Origin of the sequence: Pseudoalteromonas sp. NEC-BIFX-2020_002 (assembly GCF_013002825.1) — a bacterium.
GTDB lineage: Bacteria > Pseudomonadota > Gammaproteobacteria > Enterobacterales > Alteromonadaceae > Pseudoalteromonas > Pseudoalteromonas neustonica.
In genome coordinates this window covers 1-22,619 of the sequence record NZ_JABEPJ010000007.1, presented here as the reverse complement: position 1 = coordinate 22,619, position 22,619 = coordinate 1, and the positions used below count along the sequence as shown (strand labels likewise).

Below are 22,619 nucleotides of genomic sequence, written 5' to 3'. Positions count from 1 at the left end.
TCTCGTAGTGGTTGCACTTTGAGTAATTGATATATTTGTAGATGCCCCCCATTTTTATCAAAAATAGAAATTAAGATTGTTTTTACTGTGCACTTATAAAGCATTTTGCTCGTTATATTGATGTTATTTATGATGGAAAAAATAATATTTAATGCTTAATTTAAAAATAATTTATTATAAATAATGAGCAAAATTTTCACGGTAAGCTAGTTTTATTACTGCATATTGCAAAATACTAATATCATAAGGTAACGCAAATGATGAAAAAGCTGTATTGGTTATTAACTGTGAATTGCATTTTATTTACAGGTGCTTCTTATGGCGAGATTAACTTCTCAGGATTTACCAGCATCAATGCCGGTAAGGTTTTATCTGGAAGTGGAGTCCCGCAATACGATATACCCCCTACCTTTTTAGCTGACTATCCGATTGTTTCAGCTTACTCAGAAGATATTTCATTTAAGCCTGAAAGCTTATTCGGCCTACAAATTAATGCTGATTTAGCCGAAGGTTTATCCATGACAGGTCAAATTGTTGCCCGAGGGGCTAATGATTTTGATGCAACAATCGAGTGGGCATACATATCTTATGAAATAAATGAACATTGGACGATCCAAGCAGGTAAAAAGCGTTTGCCGCTGTTTTATTATTCAGATTTTTATGACGTAGGTTATGCTTATGTGTGGATGCGTCCACCTGCAGATAATTACACATGGCAAATATTTAACTACAACGGTGTTAACGCACTCTATAGTGGTGAGATTGGTGATTGGTCTGTCATGGGTAATCTTTATTACGGTGAAGAAGACGATAAGGAAAATAAACTGCTCAGTGAGTTTTTTTTCAAAGAGCCTACGCGTGAAATTTGGCGTGACATGCTTGGTGGAGTACTGCAGTTAAACAAAGATTGGTTTGAAGTTCGCTTAACTCATATGACATACAAAAATGAGCGCTACCGTAAAGGTGAGCAAGTATTATTTGATGGTGAAACTAGCCGAACAGGTAAATTTTATGGTGTTGCGGTTAATTTAGATTTTGATAATTTATTTATACTAACAGAGCTAAATCGGTTGGATTTAAATGGCAACCTTGATACCTCAATGATTACCTTAGGCTACCGCTTTGATACCATCACTCCTTATGTTACCTATTCTCAATTTGAAGAAGATGCCGAGGATGGTGAACAACATGATACAACGTCTGTTGGCGTACGCTGGGATTTTCATTCCTCTGCGGCTTTTAAAGTCCAATTTGACAAAGTGAATGATGAATCCTTTGATTTGGCCGTTGCAGGTGATAGTGAGTCGATCACATTTGGCATTGATTTGGTATTTTAAGGAATAAGTTATGATATTGTTTAAAAAAGTATTCTTATCGCTTTTATTGCTTAGTTGTTACTCAGTAAATGCCGAGGTTGTTATTATTGTTCACCCATCAAATAGTAGTAGTTTTGATCAATCTGAAATTTCAAAGCTTTTTTTAGGGAAAGCGAAATCATTTTCCGATGGGAATCAAGCGGTGCCATTAAATCAAGATGAAGGTTCTGCAGCGCGTAAAGAGTTTGATAGTAATGTGCTATCTAAATCGGGCAGCCAATTAAAAGCTTATTGGTCAAAATTGATTTTTACGGGTAAAGGGTCACCACCAAAAGAAGTAGGAAATGATGCAGATGTTATTGACTTAGTCAGTAAAAACCCGAGTATGATCGGCTATGTTGGGGCGGCCTCATTAACTGATTCAGTAAAGTCAGTTGGAAAATTTTAAACGTTTATTTTGAGTGTATGTAAAATCGATTACATTAGGGGCTGTTGACCTTTCAGGATTAAAATTTGTTCAATCTAGGGGCGATTTAATCGCGGCGCGAGGTTTGGAATCGATGGGCTAAGTAAAAATCGAGCAAAGCTTCCGCGTCCTGCTAACGCCCCTTACCTACATCCGTGTAGGTAACAAAGAGTTAATCGCCCCTAGGAAGAACCCTTTGGGCAGCGCATGTTCAACCTCAAAAGATAAACAGGCCCTAAACCTGTAATCGATTTTTTATTAGCAGATACTTACCTGAACTCGGGTTAAGTATCTACTAACGTATTGATTTAATAATATAAAAATTCACTCAACTCTCCAATCGGAGATTTTCAGGGATAACAAGGCGAATTTACGCGTCGAATGCCTATTTCAAGTAAATTCAACGTAGTTAGCGTTGAAAATAGCCACTGGAGATAGATTTATTATCCCGAGTTTTGGTTACTTAGGCTATCACTAAAAACCCGATAAAAGCACACGCTGCTGCGATGAACGTATAGGGTAATTGTGTAACCGCATGGCTAATTAAGTTACAGCCTGAGCCTTGTGCCGCAAGGACTGTTGAGTCTGAGTAAAAACAGGCTTGGCTACCAAATGATGATGCTGATAGCAGCGCACCAATTACCAGCGGAATATTCGCGTCAACCGCGACAGCTAACGGCATTACAATCGGAATAGTGACTGCAAAAATACCCCAGCTTGAGCCAGTAGCAAACGCCAGTACTGCCATCGCTAAAAACACCACCGCAGGTAAATAGCCTGCGGTCATAAATGGGCTGAGTGAGTCAATAACAAACTGCGGTAGCAATAGTTTATCGCACACGTCTTTAAAAATAAACGCGGCAATTACAGTGGCAATTGCTGGGATCATGCTTTTAAAACCATCAAGCATTTTTTCGATCATTTCAGCAAAGGGCATTAATTTTTGCAGCATATAAATAGGGATTGTCACTGCAAATGTAGCTAATAGCCCTTTGTATACGTCAATATCGAAATACACAGTAAAGGCAACGAGCAAAAAAATAGGCAGTAAAAAGTTGTACAGTTTGCCGTGGTTATCTGCGCTTTCAAAGCTTTCTTCTACTGCTTTAACTGCGTATTCGTCAGCAGTTTGTACTTCGTTATATTGTGCCGGGTCTACTTGTGACTGCTCTTGCATGGCTAATTGCTGTGCTTTTTTCATCGGCCCAAATAATGGAATAACACCCAGCACGACTAAGGGCACTAGCAATACCGCAAACCAGGCATACAGCATGTAAGGAATGGCTTGCATATACACAGCAATCCCTTGGCCTTCACTAGCAATATTGTTATCAACCAACAAGCCACCAAAAAAGACCGCCCAGGTAGATAAAGGTACGAGTACACAAATTGGCGCAGCGGTAGAGTCAACCACATAAGCGAGCATTTCACGGCTGATTTTAAATTTATCGGTAATGCGCTTCATGGTTTCACCCACGGTAAGTGCATTGAGGTAATCGTCGATAAAAATCACGATACCGAGGATAAAAGTCATCATTAATGATGAACGCGGGCCTTTACAAAAACGCAGTGCAAAGCTGCCAAATGCGGCTGCGCCACCAGTACGCACCAATAATGCGATTAACGCACCAAAGCCACCACACACTAAAATAAGCCAGCCAATGGTTTCATCGACCATCACTTTTAAAGACGCAGCCGCAAAATTACTTAACATAGCAACAGGATCAAGCATGGCAAGGCCAACTAAGGAACCCATAAGTAGAGATAAAATAGGACGGCGTAAAATGATCGCCAATATCACCACCACAATGGGCGGCACAAGACTTAGCGCAGAAGGTTCAAGCATTTAAGTATTCACAAAATAAAAAGTACTTGAGTGATTGGCCCAAGTGACTTAACAAAAACAAAGAATGTTAGCTCAAAGGCTTATATTCCAAGTCACTGCTTTTGCACGCAAATGTCACTTATAAATACAGTGAAGTGCGTTGGCTTATCGCCAGACGGTGCAGAGGGTGCACCGCTATTGTTGTGCCGATAAAAACATCAGCGAGAAAATAAGCTTGAATAAGGTTTTAGTCAACTAAAAAATATTATAGTTATGCCGTACTTTTAAATATTTAACGCTCATGCGTACATATTTAGTTTTATTCGATCGCAGGTTAAATGCGTAATTTATAGAGCAACAGAGTTAATGGTTATCAAGCTCATCAAGCAAATTCATCACGCGCTCACTAGCAGCTTCCATTTTATTTATATGTTTGATTGCTTTACTTCTTTCACCGTTATGTATTAGTACTAACGCTTCAACACCATTACGGTGTACCTCGCGGTGTGGCTCTTCAAGTTGTTTAAAAGCATTAAGTTTTTTGAAGTTCTGAGCTTGTTCAGAGTTATACCATTTTCCTAAGCGGCACATTGTGTGATCTGTAAAGTCGTCGATTGATTTTTTACTAGTACCGTTTGCAACAGCATAAACATCGCCTTTCCAAACTATATGGTCTAGCTTAACGGTTTGAATAAATGAGCGCGTTGCAGCACTCGTAATAGTGTCTTTCATTTTGGTGCAGTGACTGATAATTGCACTGTAATCGTTATTTAAAGAATCGAAATTGGTAGAAAGCTGGGCATTATTTTGTTGAATATCTGAAACTGACTCTACGGTTTCACCTGTTTTGGCAATAATTTCTTTAACCAGTTCAGACACTTCCTGTGCAGATTGATTTGTATTAGTGGCAAGTGTTCTAACTTCATCAGCAACCACACTAAAGCCTCTACCAGCTTCACCTGCACGTGCAGCTTCAATTGCTGCATTTAAAGCTAGTAGATTTGTTTGATCCGAAATTTTCGAAATGGTAACTACAAACGTATTTATGCTATCAGCCATACTTGAAAGGCCTGAAATGTTTTCGGTCATACTTCCCATTTTTTTTGCCATAATTTCCATTTCATGAACAATATGCTTAAGTGAAACATTTGAGTTATCAAGTAGTTCATTGATTTGGTAGCTAACTTTACTTTCTTCATCAATGGTTAAATACGACTCTAAAACGGTTTGACGAACTCCTTCAATTTGAGTGATACAATCAATAGAGCTTGTAAGTAAGCTTTCTTGAAATACTTGTATGTCGTTTTTTCTTTGATCATTAAGCTGTGTTTGTAAATGCTGCTTTTCATCAAAGAGGGTTTTGTTTTTCGCTTTTAATGTTTCGATCTCCTTTACTAGCGCATCATTTTGATTTTTTATTGATAAATACGTTTTACTCGAGACGAACATGCAGCTTTCCTGTCTTTTTTATTAAAAGAGAATTTAAAGTTAACTAATCTGGATTCTAAACGGCTTTGCTGAATTAGGCAAAGCCGTTGTTATTTAATAGCAAATTCTTTGGTGAAACGCCAAAATATTGCTTAAATAAACGGCTAAAATGGCTGGGGTTCGTAAAACCAATATCATAGCAAATTTTGCTTATTTGTTGCCCTGATAGCAGAAGTTGACGCGCTTTTTTTAATCTAAGTTGTTGTTGATATGCAGCAGGGCTTTGCCCAAAGGCCAGTTTGAATTGTTGATAAAACTTACTACGGCTCATGCACGCTATTTTACAGATCGTATCAATATCGAGTGTTTGATTAAGGTGCTCTTTCATAAAATACAGTACATCAGTTAATGGACATGGAGCAGCATGTTGGCAATTAGCGAGTAATAAATCACGGCTTTGTTGCTGTAGCAGGCGGGTGATTAATTCATTGACGGATAAATTAATTAAGTAATGACGATCTTGCTCGTTTTCACTGAATAGACCAATCATACGCTCCAGTAATTGTTGAGTTTGTTGATTGTGCTGTGCGTGCACTAGGTTAGGTATGTACTGAAAAAAGTCATCATTGCTTATTTGTTGTTGCATATTTAGTGCATCAGCCACTTGGCTAATTTTATCGCAGCTTATTTCAATAGCTAAACAAGTCGTGGGCTGCTGCATTGATGCCTGTGGAAAATCAATTAATACACCTTGCTCGGGGGCGAGTACAAATGATTGTTGAGGTAAAAATTCTTTATGGTAGTCACTATCAGCAACATGCATCACTTTTTTACCACTAATCATCCCGCAAAACAGTAGTTCACTTGAGTGTAGGGCAACTTTCTGTGCATCTTGGTAGGTATCGTAAATACTGAGTTCGGCATTTTCTGCTGCAAAGGTGACTTTATTTTCAATAAGCACATCAACTGCTTGGCGTTTTCTCGTGAGGTTGCTCGTTGGTAGTGATGCAGTCATTTTATCTCCTTTAAACAATGGACGCACAGACATGTTTTTTGGACAGCTAATCAAGTTTTTAAGCTTCTTATAGGCTAATGTCAACAGGTGGCGGATAAATAAACAACAACTACTCGCTGGACGTTAATTAACCCAGGTTAAGTCAAACTCAACAATTTGAACAGGAATCACACAATGATTTATGCAAACCCCGGTGCTGATGGCGCACTCATTAATTTTAAACCTCAATACGGTAACTACATTGGCGGACAATGGGTTGAGCCTGTAAACGGCCAATACTTTGATAATATAAGCCCTGTAAATGGTAAAGTGTTTTGCCAAATTCCACGCTCAGATAAAGCCGATATTGAATTGGCTCTTGATAAAGCACACGCAGCAAAAGCGTCGTGGGGAACAACCTCAGTGACTATACGCAGTAACATACTATTAAAAATAGCTGATCGGATAGAGCAAAACCTTGAGTTACTGGCCGTGGCCGAAACATGGGATAACGGCAAAGCGATTCGTGAAACACTCGCAGCAGATATTCCATTAGCAGCTGATCACTTTCGTTATTTTGCAGGCTGTATTCGCGCACAAGAAGGCAGTATTGGTGAGATTGACGAGACCACAGTCGCTTATCACTTTCATGAACCTCTAGGTGTGGTTGGGCAAATTATTCCGTGGAACTTCCCTATTTTAATGGCTGCGTGGAAGTTAGCGCCAGCGCTTGCGGCGGGTAACTGTGTGATTTTAAAGCCGGCAGAGCAAACACCGGCTTCAATTTTAGTGTTAATGGAACTTATCGGCGATTTACTACCTGCAGGCGTTCTAAACGTTGTTAACGGCTTTGGTAAAGAAGCCGGCGAAGCACTGGCGACGAGCACCCGTATAGCTAAAATTGCCTTTACGGGCTCAACTCCAGTTGGTTCGCATATCTTAAAATGCGCAGCTGATAATATCATTCCATCATCTGTTGAACTTGGTGGTAAATCACCGAACATATTTTTTAATGACGTCATGGAAAAAGATGATTCATTCTTAAGTAAAGCAATAGAAGGCGCGGTACTTGCGTACTTCAACCAAGGTGAAGTGTGTACTTGCCCATCGCGTTTGTTTATTCAAGAAGATATTTACGAGCAATTTATTGAACGTATTCTGGCGCGTACTTTGCAAATCAAACGGGGTAATCCACTTGATAGCGAAACCATGGTGGGTGCACAAGCTTCAAAAGCACAGTTTGATAAAATCCTTAGCTATATCGAAATTGGTAAAAAAGAAGGCGCAGAAGTACTCACCGGTGGCAATATTGAGCAATTAAGTGACGAGTTAAACGGTGGCTACTATATTCAGCCAACCTTGCTTAAAGGCACTAACGATATGCGGGTATTTCAAGAAGAAATTTTTGGCCCAGTTATTTCAATGTCGACCTTTAAAGATGAAGCTGAAGCGCTGGAGTTAGCCAATAGCTCAGAGTTTGGTTTAGGCGCAGGGGTGTGGAGCCGCAACATGAACCGTGCCTATCACTTTGGCCGTAAGATAGAGGCAGGGCGCGTATGGACTAACTGTTATCACATGTACCCAGCTCACGCTGCTTTTGGCGGCTATAAAAAGTCAGGCATCGGCCGCGAAACCCACAAACTCGCGCTTGATCATTACCAACAAACTAAAAACTTGTTAGTAAGTTACAGCGAAGATCCGCTTGGCTTTTTTTAAAAAGAGCATAAGAACAACTAATTAAGTAAAGCGCGGCTCTTAGCTGCGCTTTTTGCTATATTAAAGTACTTAAGGTTAAATACTCATTAAAGGTTCAAAAGTGATTTTGGAATGAGTTAATTGCACCGAAGTTGTGCCGCTTACTAAGGAGATGGAATGAAAATTTTAACGAATATATGCTCAGATAATTTACCAGAAAGTAAAAACTTCTATGTAGAATTACTTGGTTTTATTGTTAAATATGAGAGTGATTGGTATGTACAACTTTGCTCGCCAGACGATCATTCAATTGAATATGGTATTATTCAAAAGGATCACTCCTTAGTGCCAAAAAAGTTCCAACAGTCGCCAACGGGTATGTACGTTACTTTTGTTGTGGCAGATGTTGATAGCACTTATGAAAAAGCGCTGAGTATGAAGATACCTATTTTGCAAGCGCCTCATAATGAATTTTACGGGCAGCGTCGCTTTTTAATTGAAGATCCTAATGGTTGTCTAATTGATATTTGCTCGCCATGGGAGACTCTATAAAAGCGTAACCTTTACGCATATACGAAAGTAAACGAGCGTATTAATCTACGTTGGAGCGATAATATGAATCAACTAACTGAACAAACAATAGCATGCCCATATTGTGGCGAGAGTATTGATGTGCTGCTCGACCCAACAGATGTTGATCAGCAATATATTGAAGATTGTCAGGTTTGTTGTAAGCCCATTAACTTTTTGGTTTTTGAAAATATGGATGAAGATTTAAGTGTGACAGTGTCTAGTGAGGACGAAAACTATTAAAAGATTAGGCACCCGATAATAAATAAAAAAAACACAGCTAAATATACTGAGTGGTGCCAGTTTTCGTTGCGATTTTTGCGGTAAGCGTTGCGCATTTTCCATTTATCTTCATGGGTAAAAGTGTGAAAGCAGCGTTCACACTATTTAGCACTGAATTCTTCCCAATAACCACATTGCGTACAGGCATATCTCTTTTTAAATTTGGTCCAAGGTTACTATTGCGCTTAAATATTTTTTATCTCAGCCTTTGATAATTTAAACAATGGATTTAAAACGCATACTGGTAAATATCTCCTTGGAGTGCCTTCAACCGAACCCAATAAATATACTGTTGATCAGGCGATATTGTATATTGATGGATAAAATCATCCGTTTTTGGCAACAGCAATTGTTCAATGTGTGTGTCAATATTAAATGCCCATACACCGGTTTCTTGTCTGTAGAAATACAGCTGGTTATTGATGATTTGCCAATTTAACCAATTAATACGATTAAAGTCTTTAATTATCAGCTCTTCATTTGGATGGTCTAATTTTTTTCGCCATAAGCCATCGACCGTAAATTTAGAGTAATACAGGTATTCACCAATTATTCTGCCACTGTAACCACCATTTACGGTAAGTTGCGTGTGTTGGCCACTACTTCTTTGGTAGTGCCATAGTTGCCAATTACCAGAAGAGTTGCCACTGTAAATAACATTATTATTCGCATCGTAATTGGCAACATAGCTATTTTTTGATTCAGTGAAAACGTGCTGATACGTGTTTTCATCAATATTTAATTCATATATATCACCATGCTTGCTAAACAGCACACGCTTACCATCATCTGAAAGCTCATAGCGAACAAACTGTAATTCAAACGGTAAATCAACATTAATTAGTTGGGCGTTGTCACCTTTTATTCTCCACCAATGATGGCTTTTATAGCGTGTTGATAAAATAAGTTGTGTGTCAGCTTTCATTCGAGGTAATAATTCTGTTCGAGCGCTTTGTTGCCATGTAATGTGTGTTTTTTGTTTAATATTATACTTTGCAATGTCACTTACAGCGTTGAGATTACTGATCAATAGAGAAGGGCCATTATCACTTTGCAAAAGAGCCAATGAGTTAATTTTAAAGTCTAATTTTTTAAGTAATGAGTAGTGGCTGTTAGCGGTTTTTAGAGTGTACAGGCTTGCACTATCAGCAATAATTAAATCGTTATTATTAGGGTGCCATAGCAGGTTATTTATTCGCAAATCAACAGTGTGCTCTGTTAAGACATGATCATCGTTGATGATAATAATATGAGATTGGTTATCATTTATATAACGAAGAACGGCAAGCTGATTGGTATGACGGTTGTAATTAAAATTAAAATCACCTTTGGTGTTATTTTTGCTGGTGGGGTTGGTTATTTGTTTTAACCTGCCTGTATTTACGTTATAGCTAAATACCTGATACGGATGCGATTTACTAAAGCGCTTAGTAAAGTAAAAGGTGTTATTTTCTCCCCATACTAATGATGTTGGTATTTCATCACAGGTAAATAAAGGCTGCTGCTTTTGTGTTGCGACATAATAAATAGCAATCGAACACTGTTTATCAATGTTCGTTGCATAAACAAGTTGCGTTCCTTTGGCGTTAATGGTGGCGAGTGAATCTGTTAATACTCTCTTTTTTGAATGTTTTTTTGTATCATATAAATACACTGCTTGGTTATTATTTTCATCTAGGTGATGAAATAGAATGTGTTGGCCAGAATCCGTTGTAGATAGTTTATACTCCGATCCGTTGAGTGCAATTAATGGGGCGCTAATAAGTGATAGCGTGTTTGAATGAGTAAAACTATCTGGTTTAATAAAATAACTAATAAGCGCCACTAAAAAGAGTAAAATGAAGGTAATAACGCAGCTTACTTTTATGAAAAACCATGTGCTTTTTTTATTTTCAGTAGCGGTAATTTCATTTAATACGGGCTCAATAGGGTCTTTGCTCAAACCTTCAAGACAAGCAATGAGCCGGTAACCTTGAGTTGGTACTGTTTCAATAATGTTTTCATCGGTTAATGCAGCAAAATGCCCACGTAATAAAGACACGGTTCTGTTTATTGCGCCTTCACCTACAACACGGTTGTTCCATACTTTTTCTATGAGTTGATCACGACTGACAATTTGCCCATTAGCTGCCAATAAAGCTGTTAAAAAGTTAAATACTTTAGGTTCAAGATTGCGACTTTGAGTGCCCTTTACCAATGTTCGCTGGTTTGCATCAAACATTACACTCGCAATGTGTACCGTCATACTAATCTCTATCATATTGAAATAACTTTATATTTTAAAACATAACACAAACATAACAAAAACATAAGCTCGAACTATGTGAGCTGATGTAAATACATGATTTGCTAAGCTTCCATGTTTAATAAGAGTAAAAAAAATGCGTAGTTATCTATATTATTTATTAAAAATAGTCGCTATAACATGGCTATTATCAGGTTGTAATGGCACCGACAATAAATCGGCTTCTCCTGTATCTAAGCCACCAGAGAGCGATGTAAATAAAATAAGTTTAAATGGGCGAAGTTATTACCTTTCACTGCCAGCTAAAAACTTTGACTCAAAAAAAGCCTATAAATTACTATTGGCTTTTCATGGCTCCGGACAAGGGGCACAAAGCATGCGTAGTATGTCGGCTCTTGAATCTGCATCAGACAATTATATTGTTGTTTATCCGCAATCAAAGGTTGAAGAATGGAATGAAGGGTGTGATTGCAATAAGCCGCACCGACTCGGAATTGATGACTTAGGTTTTGTAGATGAGGTTGTTGCAGATGTTAAAACAAAATACAACATCATAGATGATGAACTTTATGCTGTTGGATTTTCTCAAGGGGGGCTTTTTGCACAAAATTTAATGTGTAATAGTGACTTACAGTTTAACGCGATAGCGTCGATTGCATCGCCAATGTCGGTGCAATTATCACAAAGCTGCTACATTGAAAATAATACACACTATATGATGGTGCATGGTAAAAATGACAAAACATTGCCCTATTATGGCCTAACTCATTCAAATTTTGGGCTTATAGCCAGTGAATATGCAATAGAACTTATTGCTAAAGAAAACGATATAGAATCGCCAGTCGAAGTTGAAAAAACCAATGCAACGACCAAATATGTATATAAAAATGACACACACATTAATCAGTTAGTGGCTATTGAAGGCGGAGGACATAGTTGGGGTTTTACTGGCTTTAATACCACTGAGGAAGTGATCAGTTTTTTTGATTCAGTCAGCTTAAATAAGCTAGATATTCACTCAAGTTTATACCGTGTTGGCTCGCAGCCAAGTAAAGATGTGCATGTACGCAGTATGGGCCTAGAGCATAGCGGCCCTGCCATTATTTTACTCTCAGGGTTTAATAAAAACTTTCATAGTGACAGTGCATGGTTTTCATTGTTGCAGCCGTTAATTGCAAAAACGCATCGCGTACATGTTATAGAGCGCTTTGGTAATGGGTTTAGCAGTGATGTAGATCAACCATCATATGCATCGTTTGTGTCTGCATTAGATAAAACCCTTAATATACTCAACGAAGATGAGCTAATAGTGGTGAGCTTTGCAAGCGCAAATATTTTGGCTCATTTGTGGCAAGTGTCTCCAGATTCACACGCGTCAGCCAATCTTAAAGGCATGCTCTGGGTTGATCCTGATATTTTATTGTCTCATTCAATCAGTCTATATCAAGACTGGCCAGTATCGTGGTACAGAGAAGTTGGGGGCGATCTTATTGAACATATACAGCAGGGTAATTGGACCGAAAGAACATTGGGTAAGTTAGCCGCTGAACGCGAAGAAATGAATGCACTTATTCCTATCAATTATCAAAATGATATGAATTGGCCGTATTTTGATCTCATTAGTCAAGGCAGAGCACAAATTGATAAAACAAGTAACTCGGGCAAAAGAAATCATGAATTATCATGATGACTTAGCCAGCGTGCTCAACAGTGATATAGCCACCTCAGTGCCTATTACAGTCATAGATACTGACTTTGAGTCGCATGATATTGCAAACGCAGAGCCCGAGTATGTTGATGGCCTCATTAAATGGCAGCAAGAAGGAACACAGTGGAGTCACTTGATCAGTGAGCAATCAGGCGGTCAATATGTGCCATTGAACAACAGCGATCATATGGCTGTATTTCAGCACCCGGATGAAATTATAAAAGCGATAATTAATCTACATAATCAATAATGTAGCAAAAATTAGCTTTAATTACCCTAGCCAGATGGCTAGGGTTTATGCTTGCTAATGGGTTTAAAAGTTATCACATACTTTTTTACTGCAAAAAAGCAGAGAATATAATTGAGGTAAAAATAGGGTTGTAAGATTGTTTTTTTTTCTAAATTAATGTGGTTGACTTGTTACTAAAATGTGGTTTTATTGTGTTTTTCCATACAAAGGGATGATTGTAGATGTTAAATAAAAGTAATAACATCCGCCTGTCATTTTTTAAGGAAAAAATATGTTTTATAGGGCTAACAAACGAACAATTTCATCACTTCTATATCTATACTTACTGATCTTCAGTTCCGTTAGCTTCGCTGGTGGGTTCCCCTTCCCAGGTGGAGTGGATATATTTGAGACACCGAAAACGCCCACCAATTTTAATTATGCCCGTGACGGCAGTAGCATTAATATATCATGGAACGAAGGTAGTGGTGCAGGGGGATCGTATTATGCTAGCCTTTTAACTTATTCACGATCCAGTTTTGTAACTCCGTTACCGTGTAATGGCAGTTGTGATACTTCTAAAACATTTACGGTTGAGGTGTCTGAAAACGCAGGTGCTTACCGTGTTCTTACATCAAGTAATACACATAATAATTATCGATTCGAACTAACGGGCAAACAAAATTATCGCTTTAGAATTAAAGTAGTTAATGTGTATACGTTCACCACCCCGTATACCTATAAAAGCAGTGGTTACTTAGTGAGCCCACTCATTGCAGCTCCTACTCAAAGTAAATTAAACAAACCGGTTATTTCTCCCAGTAGTACCAGCATTTCAGCAAGCACTGCAATATCAATCAGTTCATCGCAAGGTGGCTCGCACCACTATAAATTAGTCAATAAAGGTACTGTATGCGGCACATCCGGCTTTAGTCAATACACGGGCGCATTTACGATAAGTACAAGTAAACGCGTATGTGCTAAAGCGATAAAAAGTGGTTGGTCAACCAGTGATGTCGCGTATAGAGATTATACTTTTTCAGCCAATAATAGTGACTATGCTCAGCTAACAACCAATGCCCCTGCTGATCATCCCTCGTTCAGTAATGTCGCAGCCCCCACTGTTGATAACATTGGCACAATTGCAGGGAAAGCGGGGGTCAGTGGTGGTGCGGCAACCTACCATATTCCCATTCAATTACCGCCAGGGCGTGCGGGCATGCAGCCTGAGGTGTCGCTCAATTATTCATCACGCAGTGGCAATAGTATTGCCGGTGTTGGGTGGTCATTGTCAGCTGGCTCAAGTATTACCCGTTGTGCTGCCACTTATGCACAAGACGGCTTTACCCAAAACCCACAATACAATAGTAACGACCGCTTGTGTTTAGACGGCCAGCGTTTAATCGCAACAGCAGGTACATACGGGAATTCTGGAACAGAGTATCGCACTGAAATCGACAGCTTTGTGCGGGTCACGCAAAGTGGTTCGCTCAATGGATCATCAACATGGTTTAAAGCCGAATATAAAAATGGCCGCGTTGCTTATTTGGGTAAAACGGCTGAATCGAGGTTAGTACATGGTGGCAAAAGTGCTGCTTACTCATGGTTGATTGAATATCAACATGATGCCAGTGGAAATAATTATATTCATTATGAGTATGCCTTATATGGAACCGCAGAGTTATTGCTTGAGCAGATTTCCTATACAGGCAATTCGGTAAATGAGAATGGAGAGCAAAAAGTACAATTTATTTATGAACCAAAAAATAAAGTACACGAAAGCTTTTTATTTGGGGGACGCTCAGTTGTTACACAACGACTTAATATGGTGAGTGTTTTTGATGCTAATAACAGTGTTTGGGGTTATGAGCTGAGTTACCAAAATAGTGTTTCATCTGGCAAAGAATTGTTAGATACAGTTACCCAATGTTTCAGTCAAAATTCTTGTTTACCTTCAACTTCCTTCACGTGGAATAATAGCCAAGAAGTATTAATACTAGAACCTTTGGGAGGGCAAAATAATATGCTTTACCCTAATGAAAAGTCAGTAAGCAAAATTTTACCAAGAGGAGATTTAAATGGTGATGGCATAAGAGATTGGGCCGGTTACTTTGTTAATGCGGAGGGGGATTTCAGAAATAACAATATAATACTAGATTCATGTCAATTTAATAGGTTTACACATAAGCATGAATGCAGTCAAGGGGATATTGATTTAGATGGGATAACAGATGAATGGTCGATAAATAGCGAGGTCTTAATGCTCGATTTGTCTAAAGGGGGATTCATTTCGACAAATATTAAAATGCCTCCTTCTTCAAAACCTGAATTAAGAAAAAGTCACGTACGTCAAATAGCAGACTTTAATAATGATGGTTGGCCAGATATATTACTTTATATTGCAGGTGCTGCTCCTAAGATCACACTCTACTTACATCAAAAGAATAATAGTAGGCCATACGTTAGTCCTGAATTTAGTATCAATCTAGAGTTAGGTAAAGCTAGAGATTTATATACGACCGTTCTTTTAGACGACTATACCGTATTGGGCGATATTAGCGGAGATGGCACGATAGATATTCTGCATGTTAGTTCAGGGGCTACAGATATTATCCCAACATTACAGCCACGCCCTAGAAAGTTACTATTAGGAGACGACAACTACCAAAACGAACATGATTTACCATTTGTTGTTACTTTAGGAGCGCTTAAGCCTCAGTTGAGCATGTTTATTGACTTAAATGGCGATGGATTAATCGACTGGCTTGGGTGGGAATATAATGAAAATATTATTTCACTCACTTATAGGCTGAATAAAGGTGCATTACAATTTGCAGCAAAACAAACTCTAAGTAATAACCTTATCGAAACGGTAGAGCAAAAGGTACTTTATAATGCTGGAGAATGGGTAACGCGTAGAGTCCCTAAATATGGAAGAGGGTTTCTCATTGAAGATATTAACTATGATGGAATACCTGAATTATTAATGCCAGGTGAGCGACTACTAACGCGTTGTGCTTCTTTTGCACGACTTAGGTTTTGTGGTGATCAGTTATACGGTGAGTGGGAAACGACTCCAGGTGATCGTAGTTCTTTAATTCCAATTGATAGCTACTCACTTGATAAAAGCATTTACCAGTTTGATGCATTGTATTTTAGGCAAGACAGCTCCGGGAAGTTGAGTGTAACTAAAGGTAAAACGGAGCTGGTTGGTAATCCGTATGACTCTGCATTTGTTGATGCATACGGAACGGGGCTAAGAAGCTTAATATTTAATCACACATCAGAGCTTGGTTTTTCTCACCAAGGCAACGCAACGGGTACTTTTTCTGGGAATACAGAGCAATATGGTGTCTTTATAAATCGAAATTATGGTGCTAGTTCAGGAATTAGTGGTCGCGATTATGCCCCTGTTGACCTTATGTTAACGGCCAACGATGGTGTAGGTAAAGAGGCTCAATGGCGACAACGACCATTATCCAGTAGTGAAGTTGAATATGATTTGCTAAGGAACAGAATTATATCAGAGCTAGGATATATTAACTTTGCATCTAGCATGTATGTTGTTAATTCCTTCCAACAAAGTAATGGTTTAAACGGAGCTATTGAAAGAACTTACAGTTATGCTGGCGCTGTATATAATCAATTTGGCCGTGGCTTCATGGGCTTTAAATCCATCATTGAAGAAGACGTAAGCCGTGGTTTAGTGACGCAAACTGATTTTGAACAAGTCTTTCCGTACCAAGGCAAACTAACTCGCCAAGCCACCTTTACCCGTAATGATTACGTATCACGAGGCGATGGGCTGCTGGGTACAGCCACCCACGAAAGCAACGCGCTGAGTTATTCAAACACGGTGTGGCAAGCTAACCCTCACCACAACATAGAGGGTGTGCACAGTATATACCCCAGTGCCAGCACACAAATCACCCGCGATTTAGCCACCAAGGCAGAGCTTACCCGCACCACTAAAAACATTACCGCAATAGATGAATACGGCAATGCTGAAGAGTCAACCACACAGGTGGAAGATGAGTGGGGTACGTACACAAGCACCCAATCAAATACTTTCCAAAGTAATGAAAATAATTGGTGGTTAAACAAACTCACAAGCAAAACACACACTAAAGCAAGTATTACAGGTCGCCACGCAAACGACCCTCTAACCAATACACACCTTGACCAAACCACGAGCGTCACCACCAATTACAGTGATTACCATGCAAGCAGGCAACCACAAACCGTAGTAACCAGCGCCACACTTGCAGGCTCATCGTCTGGTCATGGCAGTGAAATAGCCACTGTTTATAATAATTACGGTTTGCCCACATCTATAAGCCAAACCACCAAAGTGCGCAATAGCAGCGACAGTTGGGTTAACCAAACGCGAACAAGCTCAACCAACTACAGCAAAAATGGCACCAGTGTGGCAGCCGATGGGTACTTCCCGTACCAGCAAACCAATGCCAAAGGGCATATTAGTTATACAAAAGTAAACCCCGCCACAGGGCAAGTCACGCAAACACGCCAACAACTCAGTGGCAGCAGTTATCAAATAACCAATTTTACTTATGATGATTATAACCGCCCGTACAGCCTACAAACGCCGGGTATGCCCATACAATACACGGCAGTACAAGCACCTGACGCACAAGCACCTACCCATGCGGTTATGCAAGTGTTAAAAACAGGCGCAGGGCAACCGCTACAAAAAATCTACCAAGACACACTCGGCCGACCGCTGCGCACGGCGGTACAAAGTATCAACGGTGACTGGGTGTTTACCGATGTAACTTATAACAGTTTAGGTGAAAAAACATTTGAGTCGGTACCGTATAAAGAGCACACAACGCGTTACGGCAGCACTTATACATACGATGTATTAGGGCGTGTGATTACAAAAGTGACCAATCAACACTGCGGCGATATGACCACCGAGTATACCCACGCTGGGCTTACAACGAACATCAGCGTTCATGAAGATTGCTACGGTATTACCTTAGACATGTCGCGCACCTACAATAGCCTTAAACAGTTAATGCAAACGGTGGATGCCAATAACGGTGTTACTCGTTACAGCTATAACGCACAAGGGCTGCCGATTGTTATTCAAGATGCTAACGAAAATAACATCGTTGCCACCTACAATGCCCTTGGGCAAAAAACACAGGTAAATGACCCTAACCAAGGTGTTACTCACTTCGAATACAATGGCTTTGGTGAGTTACAGCATGAATCGCGCGCGGGCAATAAAACCGTCAGTTATGTAACGGATGTGCTTGGCCGCGTTACACGGCGCACCGCCTCAGGCGAAAACACCTTAACTTATGCGTATGACGGCGCAACCTATGGCTTTGGTCAATTAAACCAAGCCACAGGTAATAATGTTACACAAAACTATACTTACGACAGTCGCGGACGCCCAAGCAGTCAAACCATTGCAGGCAGTGGTAAAAGCTACACCACCACCACCTTCTACGACAGCAATTTTGGGCGAGTAAAAGGGCTGCGTTACCCTAACAACCTGACCCTTGAATACCGTTACAATGACGCAGGCTATCAAACACAGGTAAACAATGCCGCCAGTGGTTATGTGTATAAAACCATCACCGAGCACGATGCATTTGGTAATATTACCCACGGCACACTCGGCAACGGCTTAAGTGAAAGCACCGCCTACAGCCTTAAAAACGGCCAAATGACGTTAAAAACCATTGCTAACAATAGTAGCAATATCATGAATATTGATTACTCAGTGTATGATGGCTTTGGTAATTTAAAAGCTGTTAGCATCACCACGGGTAACATAGGCAGCCAACACAGCTTTAGCGAAAGTTACACGTACGATGCACTGCACCGTTTAACTCGTAACGGAGTCAATGGCATTGCCACTATAAACTACAGTTACGACGCCGTGGGTAACTTGTTATCAAAATCGGACTACGCAAGCCAGTACGATTACACGACGGGTTCTACAGGTGGCCCCAATGCGGTTAAACGGGTTTACCGTAACGGCAGCTGGCGCACCTTTAGTTACGACGCCCGTGGCAACATGACCCGTGGCGATGGCCTCACCAGCGCCACGTATAACGCGATGGACAAACCCACGCAAATTCAAAAAGACGGTAAAACCCTTAACTTTACCTACGGCCCACAACACATGCGCTTTAAGCAAGTTAACGGCAGTGTAACCACGTATTACAGCGACAAGTTATATGAAGAAGAAGTCAGCGGCACCAAAACCACCTGGCGCGCCTACATAGACGACATCGCCGTTATAAGCCAAACCACCAATGAAGGTGCAACCATCCGCTACACCCACCGCGACCGCCTAGGCAGCGCACGGGTATTTACCGACCACAACGGCCAAGTAGAGGCAGAGCGAAACTTCGACCCATTCGGTAAACCACGCTTAGCCAGTGGCGGGTTGAAACCGTATGGAGATTCAAAACTAGATGACCTGGATAAAGCCAAAACACGCAGAGGTTTTACCGACCACGAGCACTTGGATGATGTAGAGTTAATTCATATGAACGGTCGGGTGTACGATTATAACCTTGGTCGGTTTATGAGTGTGGATCCACTTGTTCATGAGGGTTCGCAAGGATTAAACCCATACTCTTACATCATGAATAATCCGCTGTCCGGTATCGATCCAACAGGTTATTCACCAGAAGAACCTGAGTTAGAAAAGGTTGAGTACACGGAACAGACTGAAAAGGTCGCTGTTACTGGATCAAGGATAAAACGAGAAGTTGTAACAGGTGCCAGTGGAACTGCAACTTACTCTAATGGGGCTACACAATCGTTTTCAGCGACATTCAGTGGTGGGAAGGTAGCCACGATGGACATTGGATCCATGAAACAAACTAATGCAAATAATACAAAATCCGATCCTATTTCCAATAATATAGAACAATATGCACAAGAAAATGAATATAAAACTAAAAGTAAAATTAGTTACTCCACATTACCAATAGATAAGACAAATTTGGATGAGAATGTAAAACCTTATGACAAAGTAACTCTCCATCACACAGGTGGAGCGGATACGCCAAAAAAAGTAGAAGACATGCATAGGGCTAACGAGGGGATTATAACCATAATGCGACAAGCAGGAGATATGGTTAAATTATCACAAGCCTATAATAATGCAGATGTTGGTTATCATTTTATGATTTCTAAAGATGGCACTATCTATGAAGGTCGATCGCTTGAGTATTCCGGGGCACATGTGAAAGGTAATAATCAAGGGAATATAGGGATAGCATTTTTAGGGGATTATACAGAAAACCCAATTTCTAAAAGGCAATTTGGTGCAGCTAGGCAATTAATAGGGAACTTGCGGCAGAGATATAAATTGTCTGGACAGTTTATTAAGACTCATGGTCAATTTAACCCAGATAAACATAATGAGTTACAAGGTGCTAAACATCAGGTTGGTATGTTAAGGAGTGAATTTAAGTGATTAAGAAAATAACAATAATTACATTACTTATAGTAATAGTAGGTTTTTTTGTCCATGTAAACCAAAAGACATACAGCACGTTCGTAGATTTTTTACCTTCTAAGGTGAGATCTAATTATATTGAGTATATTTTAGATGACAGAGCTGGAATAGGCTCTGATTATATAAAAATATTATTATTACGAGCTTTAGAGCGTGAGAAGTATGAATTTAATATACGGTTACTTTTTCCTTTATGTGATAGAACTGATACTCCATATGCAGAGCCTATCCCTCAATTAGCTGTAAAAGTTATATATAAAAATAAACCGTCTATTATAGATGAGTTAATAGAGCATTATAATAATGATGAAATTACACAAATAGTAATAGAAAAACAGTTAGATAAAATAAGTTTGATGAATAGCGGGAAATTAAAATAATCAAGTCATAAGTATCTTACTGATTTAAGCTGGAATTAAAAATGAAAAAGAAATGAAACCCGAATTCAGGTTCCAAGTGCACCAAACCTTAAATCACTAATTAATAAAGACTTCTTCAACTGTCTGATAATTTAGTATTTTCCTTGGGCGAGTATTAATTTTCATTACAACCTCTTGGAGTTGTTCATTAGTTATAGTTGAAAAATCAGTTTTCTTTGGGAAATAACGCCTGATCAGACCGTTTATATGTTCATTTGTTCCTCGTTGCCACGAACAATAACAAAGAGAAACAAAAGAGAAAGGACAGGCACAAGTTTTTTTGCAAAAATCATAGTATCAACTACTGTTATTACATACAGTTCAACTAAGGTTGATATTTTATGACTCGCGCAAGAAAAAAGCTGATTGATTTAGCGTCCACATCTTATAAAAAATAAAAAGGACACCCACCCTAAAGTTTGTATTTTTTATATTTTCAACCAAATAAAAAGGACGCCCACCCTAAAGTTTACGACGCCGTGGGTAATCTGTTATCAAAATCAGACTACGCAAGCCAGTACGATTACACGACAGGTTCAACAGGTGGCCCGAATGCGGTTAAGCGTGTTTATCGCGGTGGCTGGAAAACCTTTAGTTACGACGCCCGAGGCAACATGACCCGAGGTGATGGGCTAACCAGTGCCACCTATAACGCAATGGACAAACCCACGCAAATTCAAAAAGACGGTAAAACCCTTAACTTTACCTACGGCCCACAACACATGCGCTTTAAGCAAGTGAACGGCAGTGTAACCACGTATTACAGCGACAAGTTATATGAAGAAGAAGTCAGCGGCACAAAAAACACCTGGCGCGCCTACATAGACGACATAGCTGTTATAAGCCAAACCACGAACGAGGGCGCAACTATCCGCTATACCCACCGCGACCGCCTAGGCAGCGCACGGGTATTTACCGACCACAACGGCCAAGTAGAGGCAGAGCGAAACTACGACCCATTTGGTAAACCACGCTTAGCCAGTGGCGGGTTGAAAAACCCAGCCAAACTGAATGACAAAGCCACAGCAAAAACCAATCGCGGCTTTACTGACCACGAACATTTAGATAATGTAGAACTCATTCATATGAACGGTCGGGTGTACGATTATAACCTTGGTCGGTTTATGAGTGTTGATCCTTTGATTCAAAGCCCAACGAATAGCCAGAGTATAAATCCTTACTCTTACATAATGAATAATCCGCTGTCTGGAATAGATCCAACTGGCTACTGTTCAACTGATGATACAATGAAAGGTTGTGCAGATGGTTTAGAAAATGGTGAAACTCAAGCCATTACAAATGCTGATGGTGACACCGTTGGTTATGTTGGAAAAGATAACCAAGGCAACATCCATATGACTAACAATGGCTCAAGTAATGGGCAAGCAGCTGTTGTGGGAAGCATGAATTCGATGGATATCGGGGCTCAAAACAATATTAGTAAGCAAAGTCCTTCTGGTGGCTTTATGGAAAAGGCTTCTGGGTTCTTTAAGCAATTGGGTCAATCATTTTTAGATAGTCAGGCTCAGGAGTTGGCTGGTGGAATGGGTTTTGGTGATACCGATGAGATCGAGTCTTCTATACAATTCCCAATGGATGAAAGTGAAGTGGAAGGAGCGGAAGCTGCTGAGGCTTTTATGTCGAATGCAGATATGGCAGTTGCCGCGATCGCCACAGTTGTTAATTTAAGGAAGGGAGACGTAACTCCAAGCAAAGAATTGATCATGGGTTCACTATCCATGCTTGGTAAGCGTCTAGCAAAGTGCACCTGCCAATAGCTCATCAAACCGATTAAGCTATTTCTTAATTTCAATTAGGAGATAGCCATGAGAAAAACACGTAGCCTTGAGCAGTGGCGTAACATTATCGAAGAACAACAAGCCAGCGATTTAACTATTACTGAGTTTTGCCAGCAACATGCCTTATCTAAAA

At 39.8% G+C, this 22,619-nt stretch carries 15 protein-coding genes and 1 pseudogene; 11 read left to right on the top strand and 5 right to left on the bottom strand.

The window, feature by feature from the left end; all coding sequences use genetic code 11:
* Positions 1 to 257 precede the first annotated feature (257 nt).
* Both HJP15_RS09505 and HJP15_RS09500 read left to right on the top strand, forming a co-directional pair.
* Complete coding sequence (locus HJP15_RS09505; RefSeq protein ID WP_082355720.1) at positions 258 to 1,337, top strand: hypothetical protein; 1,080 nt, start codon at positions 258 to 260, stop codon at positions 1,335 to 1,337.
* A 10-nt stretch (positions 1,338 to 1,347) separates the two neighbouring features.
* Positions 1,348 to 1,764 (top strand): type 2 periplasmic-binding domain-containing protein, encoded by a 417-nt coding sequence (locus tag HJP15_RS09500; protein ID WP_170173612.1) that lies wholly within the window; start codon positions 1,348 to 1,350, stop codon positions 1,762 to 1,764.
* A gap of 481 nt (positions 1,765 to 2,245) precedes the next feature.
* Here the strand turns inward: HJP15_RS09500 and HJP15_RS09495 are convergent, their stop codons facing one another.
* The 3 genes from HJP15_RS09495 to HJP15_RS09485 form a co-directional block, all read right to left on the bottom strand.
* The gene (locus HJP15_RS09495) at positions 2,246 to 3,628 is read right to left on the bottom strand and encodes a Na+/H+ antiporter NhaC family protein (RefSeq protein WP_170173611.1); all 1,383 of its coding nucleotides are present in this window, start codon (positions 3,626 to 3,628) and stop codon (positions 2,246 to 2,248) included.
* Positions 3,629 to 3,970: 342 nt separating this feature from the next.
* The gene (locus HJP15_RS09490; protein WP_054205969.1) at positions 3,971 to 5,056 is read right to left on the bottom strand and encodes a methyl-accepting chemotaxis protein; all 1,086 of its coding nucleotides are present in this window, start codon (positions 5,054 to 5,056) and stop codon (positions 3,971 to 3,973) included.
* 73 nt (positions 5,057 to 5,129) lie between these two features.
* Complete coding sequence (locus HJP15_RS09485; RefSeq protein WP_170173610.1) at positions 5,130 to 6,050, bottom strand: AraC family transcriptional regulator; 921 nt, start codon at positions 6,048 to 6,050, stop codon at positions 5,130 to 5,132.
* A 174-nt stretch (positions 6,051 to 6,224) separates the two neighbouring features.
* Here HJP15_RS09485 and exaC point away from each other — a divergent pair, with 174 nt between their 5' ends.
* The 3 genes from exaC to HJP15_RS09470 all read left to right on the top strand — a co-directional run bounded on the left by exaC (position 6,225) and on the right by HJP15_RS09470 (position 8,537).
* Positions 6,225 to 7,745, top strand: a complete 1,521-nt coding sequence (gene exaC / locus HJP15_RS09480; RefSeq protein ID WP_054205971.1) for an acetaldehyde dehydrogenase ExaC — start codon at positions 6,225 to 6,227, stop codon at positions 7,743 to 7,745.
* Between the two features lie 156 nt (positions 7,746 to 7,901).
* On the top strand, positions 7,902 to 8,276 hold the full coding sequence (locus HJP15_RS09475; RefSeq protein WP_170173609.1) for a VOC family protein: 375 nt from the start codon (positions 7,902 to 7,904) through the stop codon (positions 8,274 to 8,276).
* A gap of 63 nt (positions 8,277 to 8,339) precedes the next feature.
* Positions 8,340 to 8,537, top strand: a complete 198-nt coding sequence (locus tag HJP15_RS09470) for a CPXCG motif-containing cysteine-rich protein (protein WP_054205973.1) — start codon at positions 8,340 to 8,342, stop codon at positions 8,535 to 8,537.
* Positions 8,538 to 8,805: 268 nt separating this feature from the next.
* Here the strand turns inward: HJP15_RS09470 and HJP15_RS09465 are convergent, their stop codons facing one another.
* A complete protein-coding gene (locus tag HJP15_RS09465) occupies positions 8,806 to 10,821 on the bottom strand; it encodes a winged helix-turn-helix domain-containing protein (RefSeq protein WP_170173608.1) in 2,016 nt (671 codons plus the stop codon).
* A gap of 136 nt (positions 10,822 to 10,957) precedes the next feature.
* Here HJP15_RS09465 and HJP15_RS09460 point away from each other — a divergent pair, with 136 nt between their 5' ends.
* The 4 genes from HJP15_RS09460 (at position 10,958) to HJP15_RS09445 (ending at position 20,648) form a co-directional block, all read left to right on the top strand.
* A complete protein-coding gene (locus tag HJP15_RS09460) occupies positions 10,958 to 12,508 on the top strand; it encodes an alpha/beta hydrolase (protein ID WP_170173607.1) in 1,551 nt (516 codons plus the stop codon).
* Positions 12,495 to 12,779, top strand: a complete 285-nt coding sequence (locus HJP15_RS09455; RefSeq protein ID WP_170173606.1) for a hypothetical protein — start codon at positions 12,495 to 12,497, stop codon at positions 12,777 to 12,779. The genes HJP15_RS09460 and HJP15_RS09455 overlap by 14 nt, the downstream gene beginning before the upstream one ends.
* Before the next feature lie 376 nt (positions 12,780 to 13,155).
* Positions 13,156 to 20,226, top strand: coding sequence for a SpvB/TcaC N-terminal domain-containing protein (locus tag HJP15_RS09450; RefSeq protein ID WP_349304618.1), 7,071 nt, complete (start codon positions 13,156 to 13,158; stop codon positions 20,224 to 20,226).
* Complete coding sequence (locus HJP15_RS09445; RefSeq protein ID WP_170173604.1) at positions 20,223 to 20,648, top strand: hypothetical protein; 426 nt, start codon at positions 20,223 to 20,225, stop codon at positions 20,646 to 20,648. The genes HJP15_RS09450 and HJP15_RS09445 overlap by 4 nt, the downstream gene beginning before the upstream one ends.
* Positions 20,649 to 20,744: 96 nt before the next feature.
* On the opposite strand, the pseudogene HJP15_RS21895 reads toward HJP15_RS09445, so the two are convergent.
* Positions 20,745 to 20,927: pseudogene (locus tag HJP15_RS21895) on the bottom strand (transposase); the annotation flags it as partial.
* A gap of 239 nt (positions 20,928 to 21,166) precedes the next feature.
* Between HJP15_RS21895 and HJP15_RS09440 the strand changes: the two are divergent.
* Positions 21,167 to 22,465: an RHS repeat domain-containing protein gene (locus tag HJP15_RS09440; protein WP_349304617.1), complete on the top strand. Its 1,299-nt coding sequence runs from the start codon at positions 21,167 to 21,169 to the stop codon at positions 22,463 to 22,465.
* A gap of 48 nt (positions 22,466 to 22,513) precedes the next feature.
* A partial coding sequence (tnpA, locus tag HJP15_RS22415) for an IS66 family insertion sequence element accessory protein TnpA (RefSeq protein WP_432651944.1) occupies positions 22,514 to 22,619 on the top strand: 106 nt, incomplete at its 3' end.

What these genes read in the sequence shown, in the direction of transcription:
- HJP15_RS09465 (WP_170173608.1), bottom strand. Translation starts at nt 10,821, where the DNA reads ATGACGGTACACATTGCGAGTGTAATGTTTGATGCAAACCAGCGAACA.
- HJP15_RS09455 (WP_170173606.1), top strand. Translation starts at nt 12,495, where the DNA reads ATGAATTATCATGATGACTTAGCCAGCGTGCTCAACAGTGATATAGCC.
- HJP15_RS09485 (WP_170173610.1), bottom strand. Translation starts at nt 6,050, where the DNA reads ATGACTGCATCACTACCAACGAGCAACCTCACGAGAAAACGCCAAGCA.
- HJP15_RS09460 (WP_170173607.1), top strand. Translation starts at nt 10,958, where the DNA reads ATGCGTAGTTATCTATATTATTTATTAAAAATAGTCGCTATAACATGG.
- HJP15_RS09500 (WP_170173612.1), top strand. Translation starts at nt 1,348, where the DNA reads ATGATATTGTTTAAAAAAGTATTCTTATCGCTTTTATTGCTTAGTTGT.
- HJP15_RS09475 (WP_170173609.1), top strand. Translation starts at nt 7,902, where the DNA reads ATGAAAATTTTAACGAATATATGCTCAGATAATTTACCAGAAAGTAAA.
- HJP15_RS09505 (WP_082355720.1), top strand. Translation starts at nt 258, where the DNA reads ATGATGAAAAAGCTGTATTGGTTATTAACTGTGAATTGCATTTTATTT.
- HJP15_RS09490 (WP_054205969.1), bottom strand. Translation starts at nt 5,056, where the DNA reads ATGTTCGTCTCGAGTAAAACGTATTTATCAATAAAAAATCAAAATGAT.
- HJP15_RS09470 (WP_054205973.1), top strand. Translation starts at nt 8,340, where the DNA reads ATGAATCAACTAACTGAACAAACAATAGCATGCCCATATTGTGGCGAG.
- exaC (WP_054205971.1), top strand. Translation starts at nt 6,225, where the DNA reads ATGATTTATGCAAACCCCGGTGCTGATGGCGCACTCATTAATTTTAAA.
- HJP15_RS09495 (WP_170173611.1), bottom strand. Translation starts at nt 3,628, where the DNA reads ATGCTTGAACCTTCTGCGCTAAGTCTTGTGCCGCCCATTGTGGTGGTG.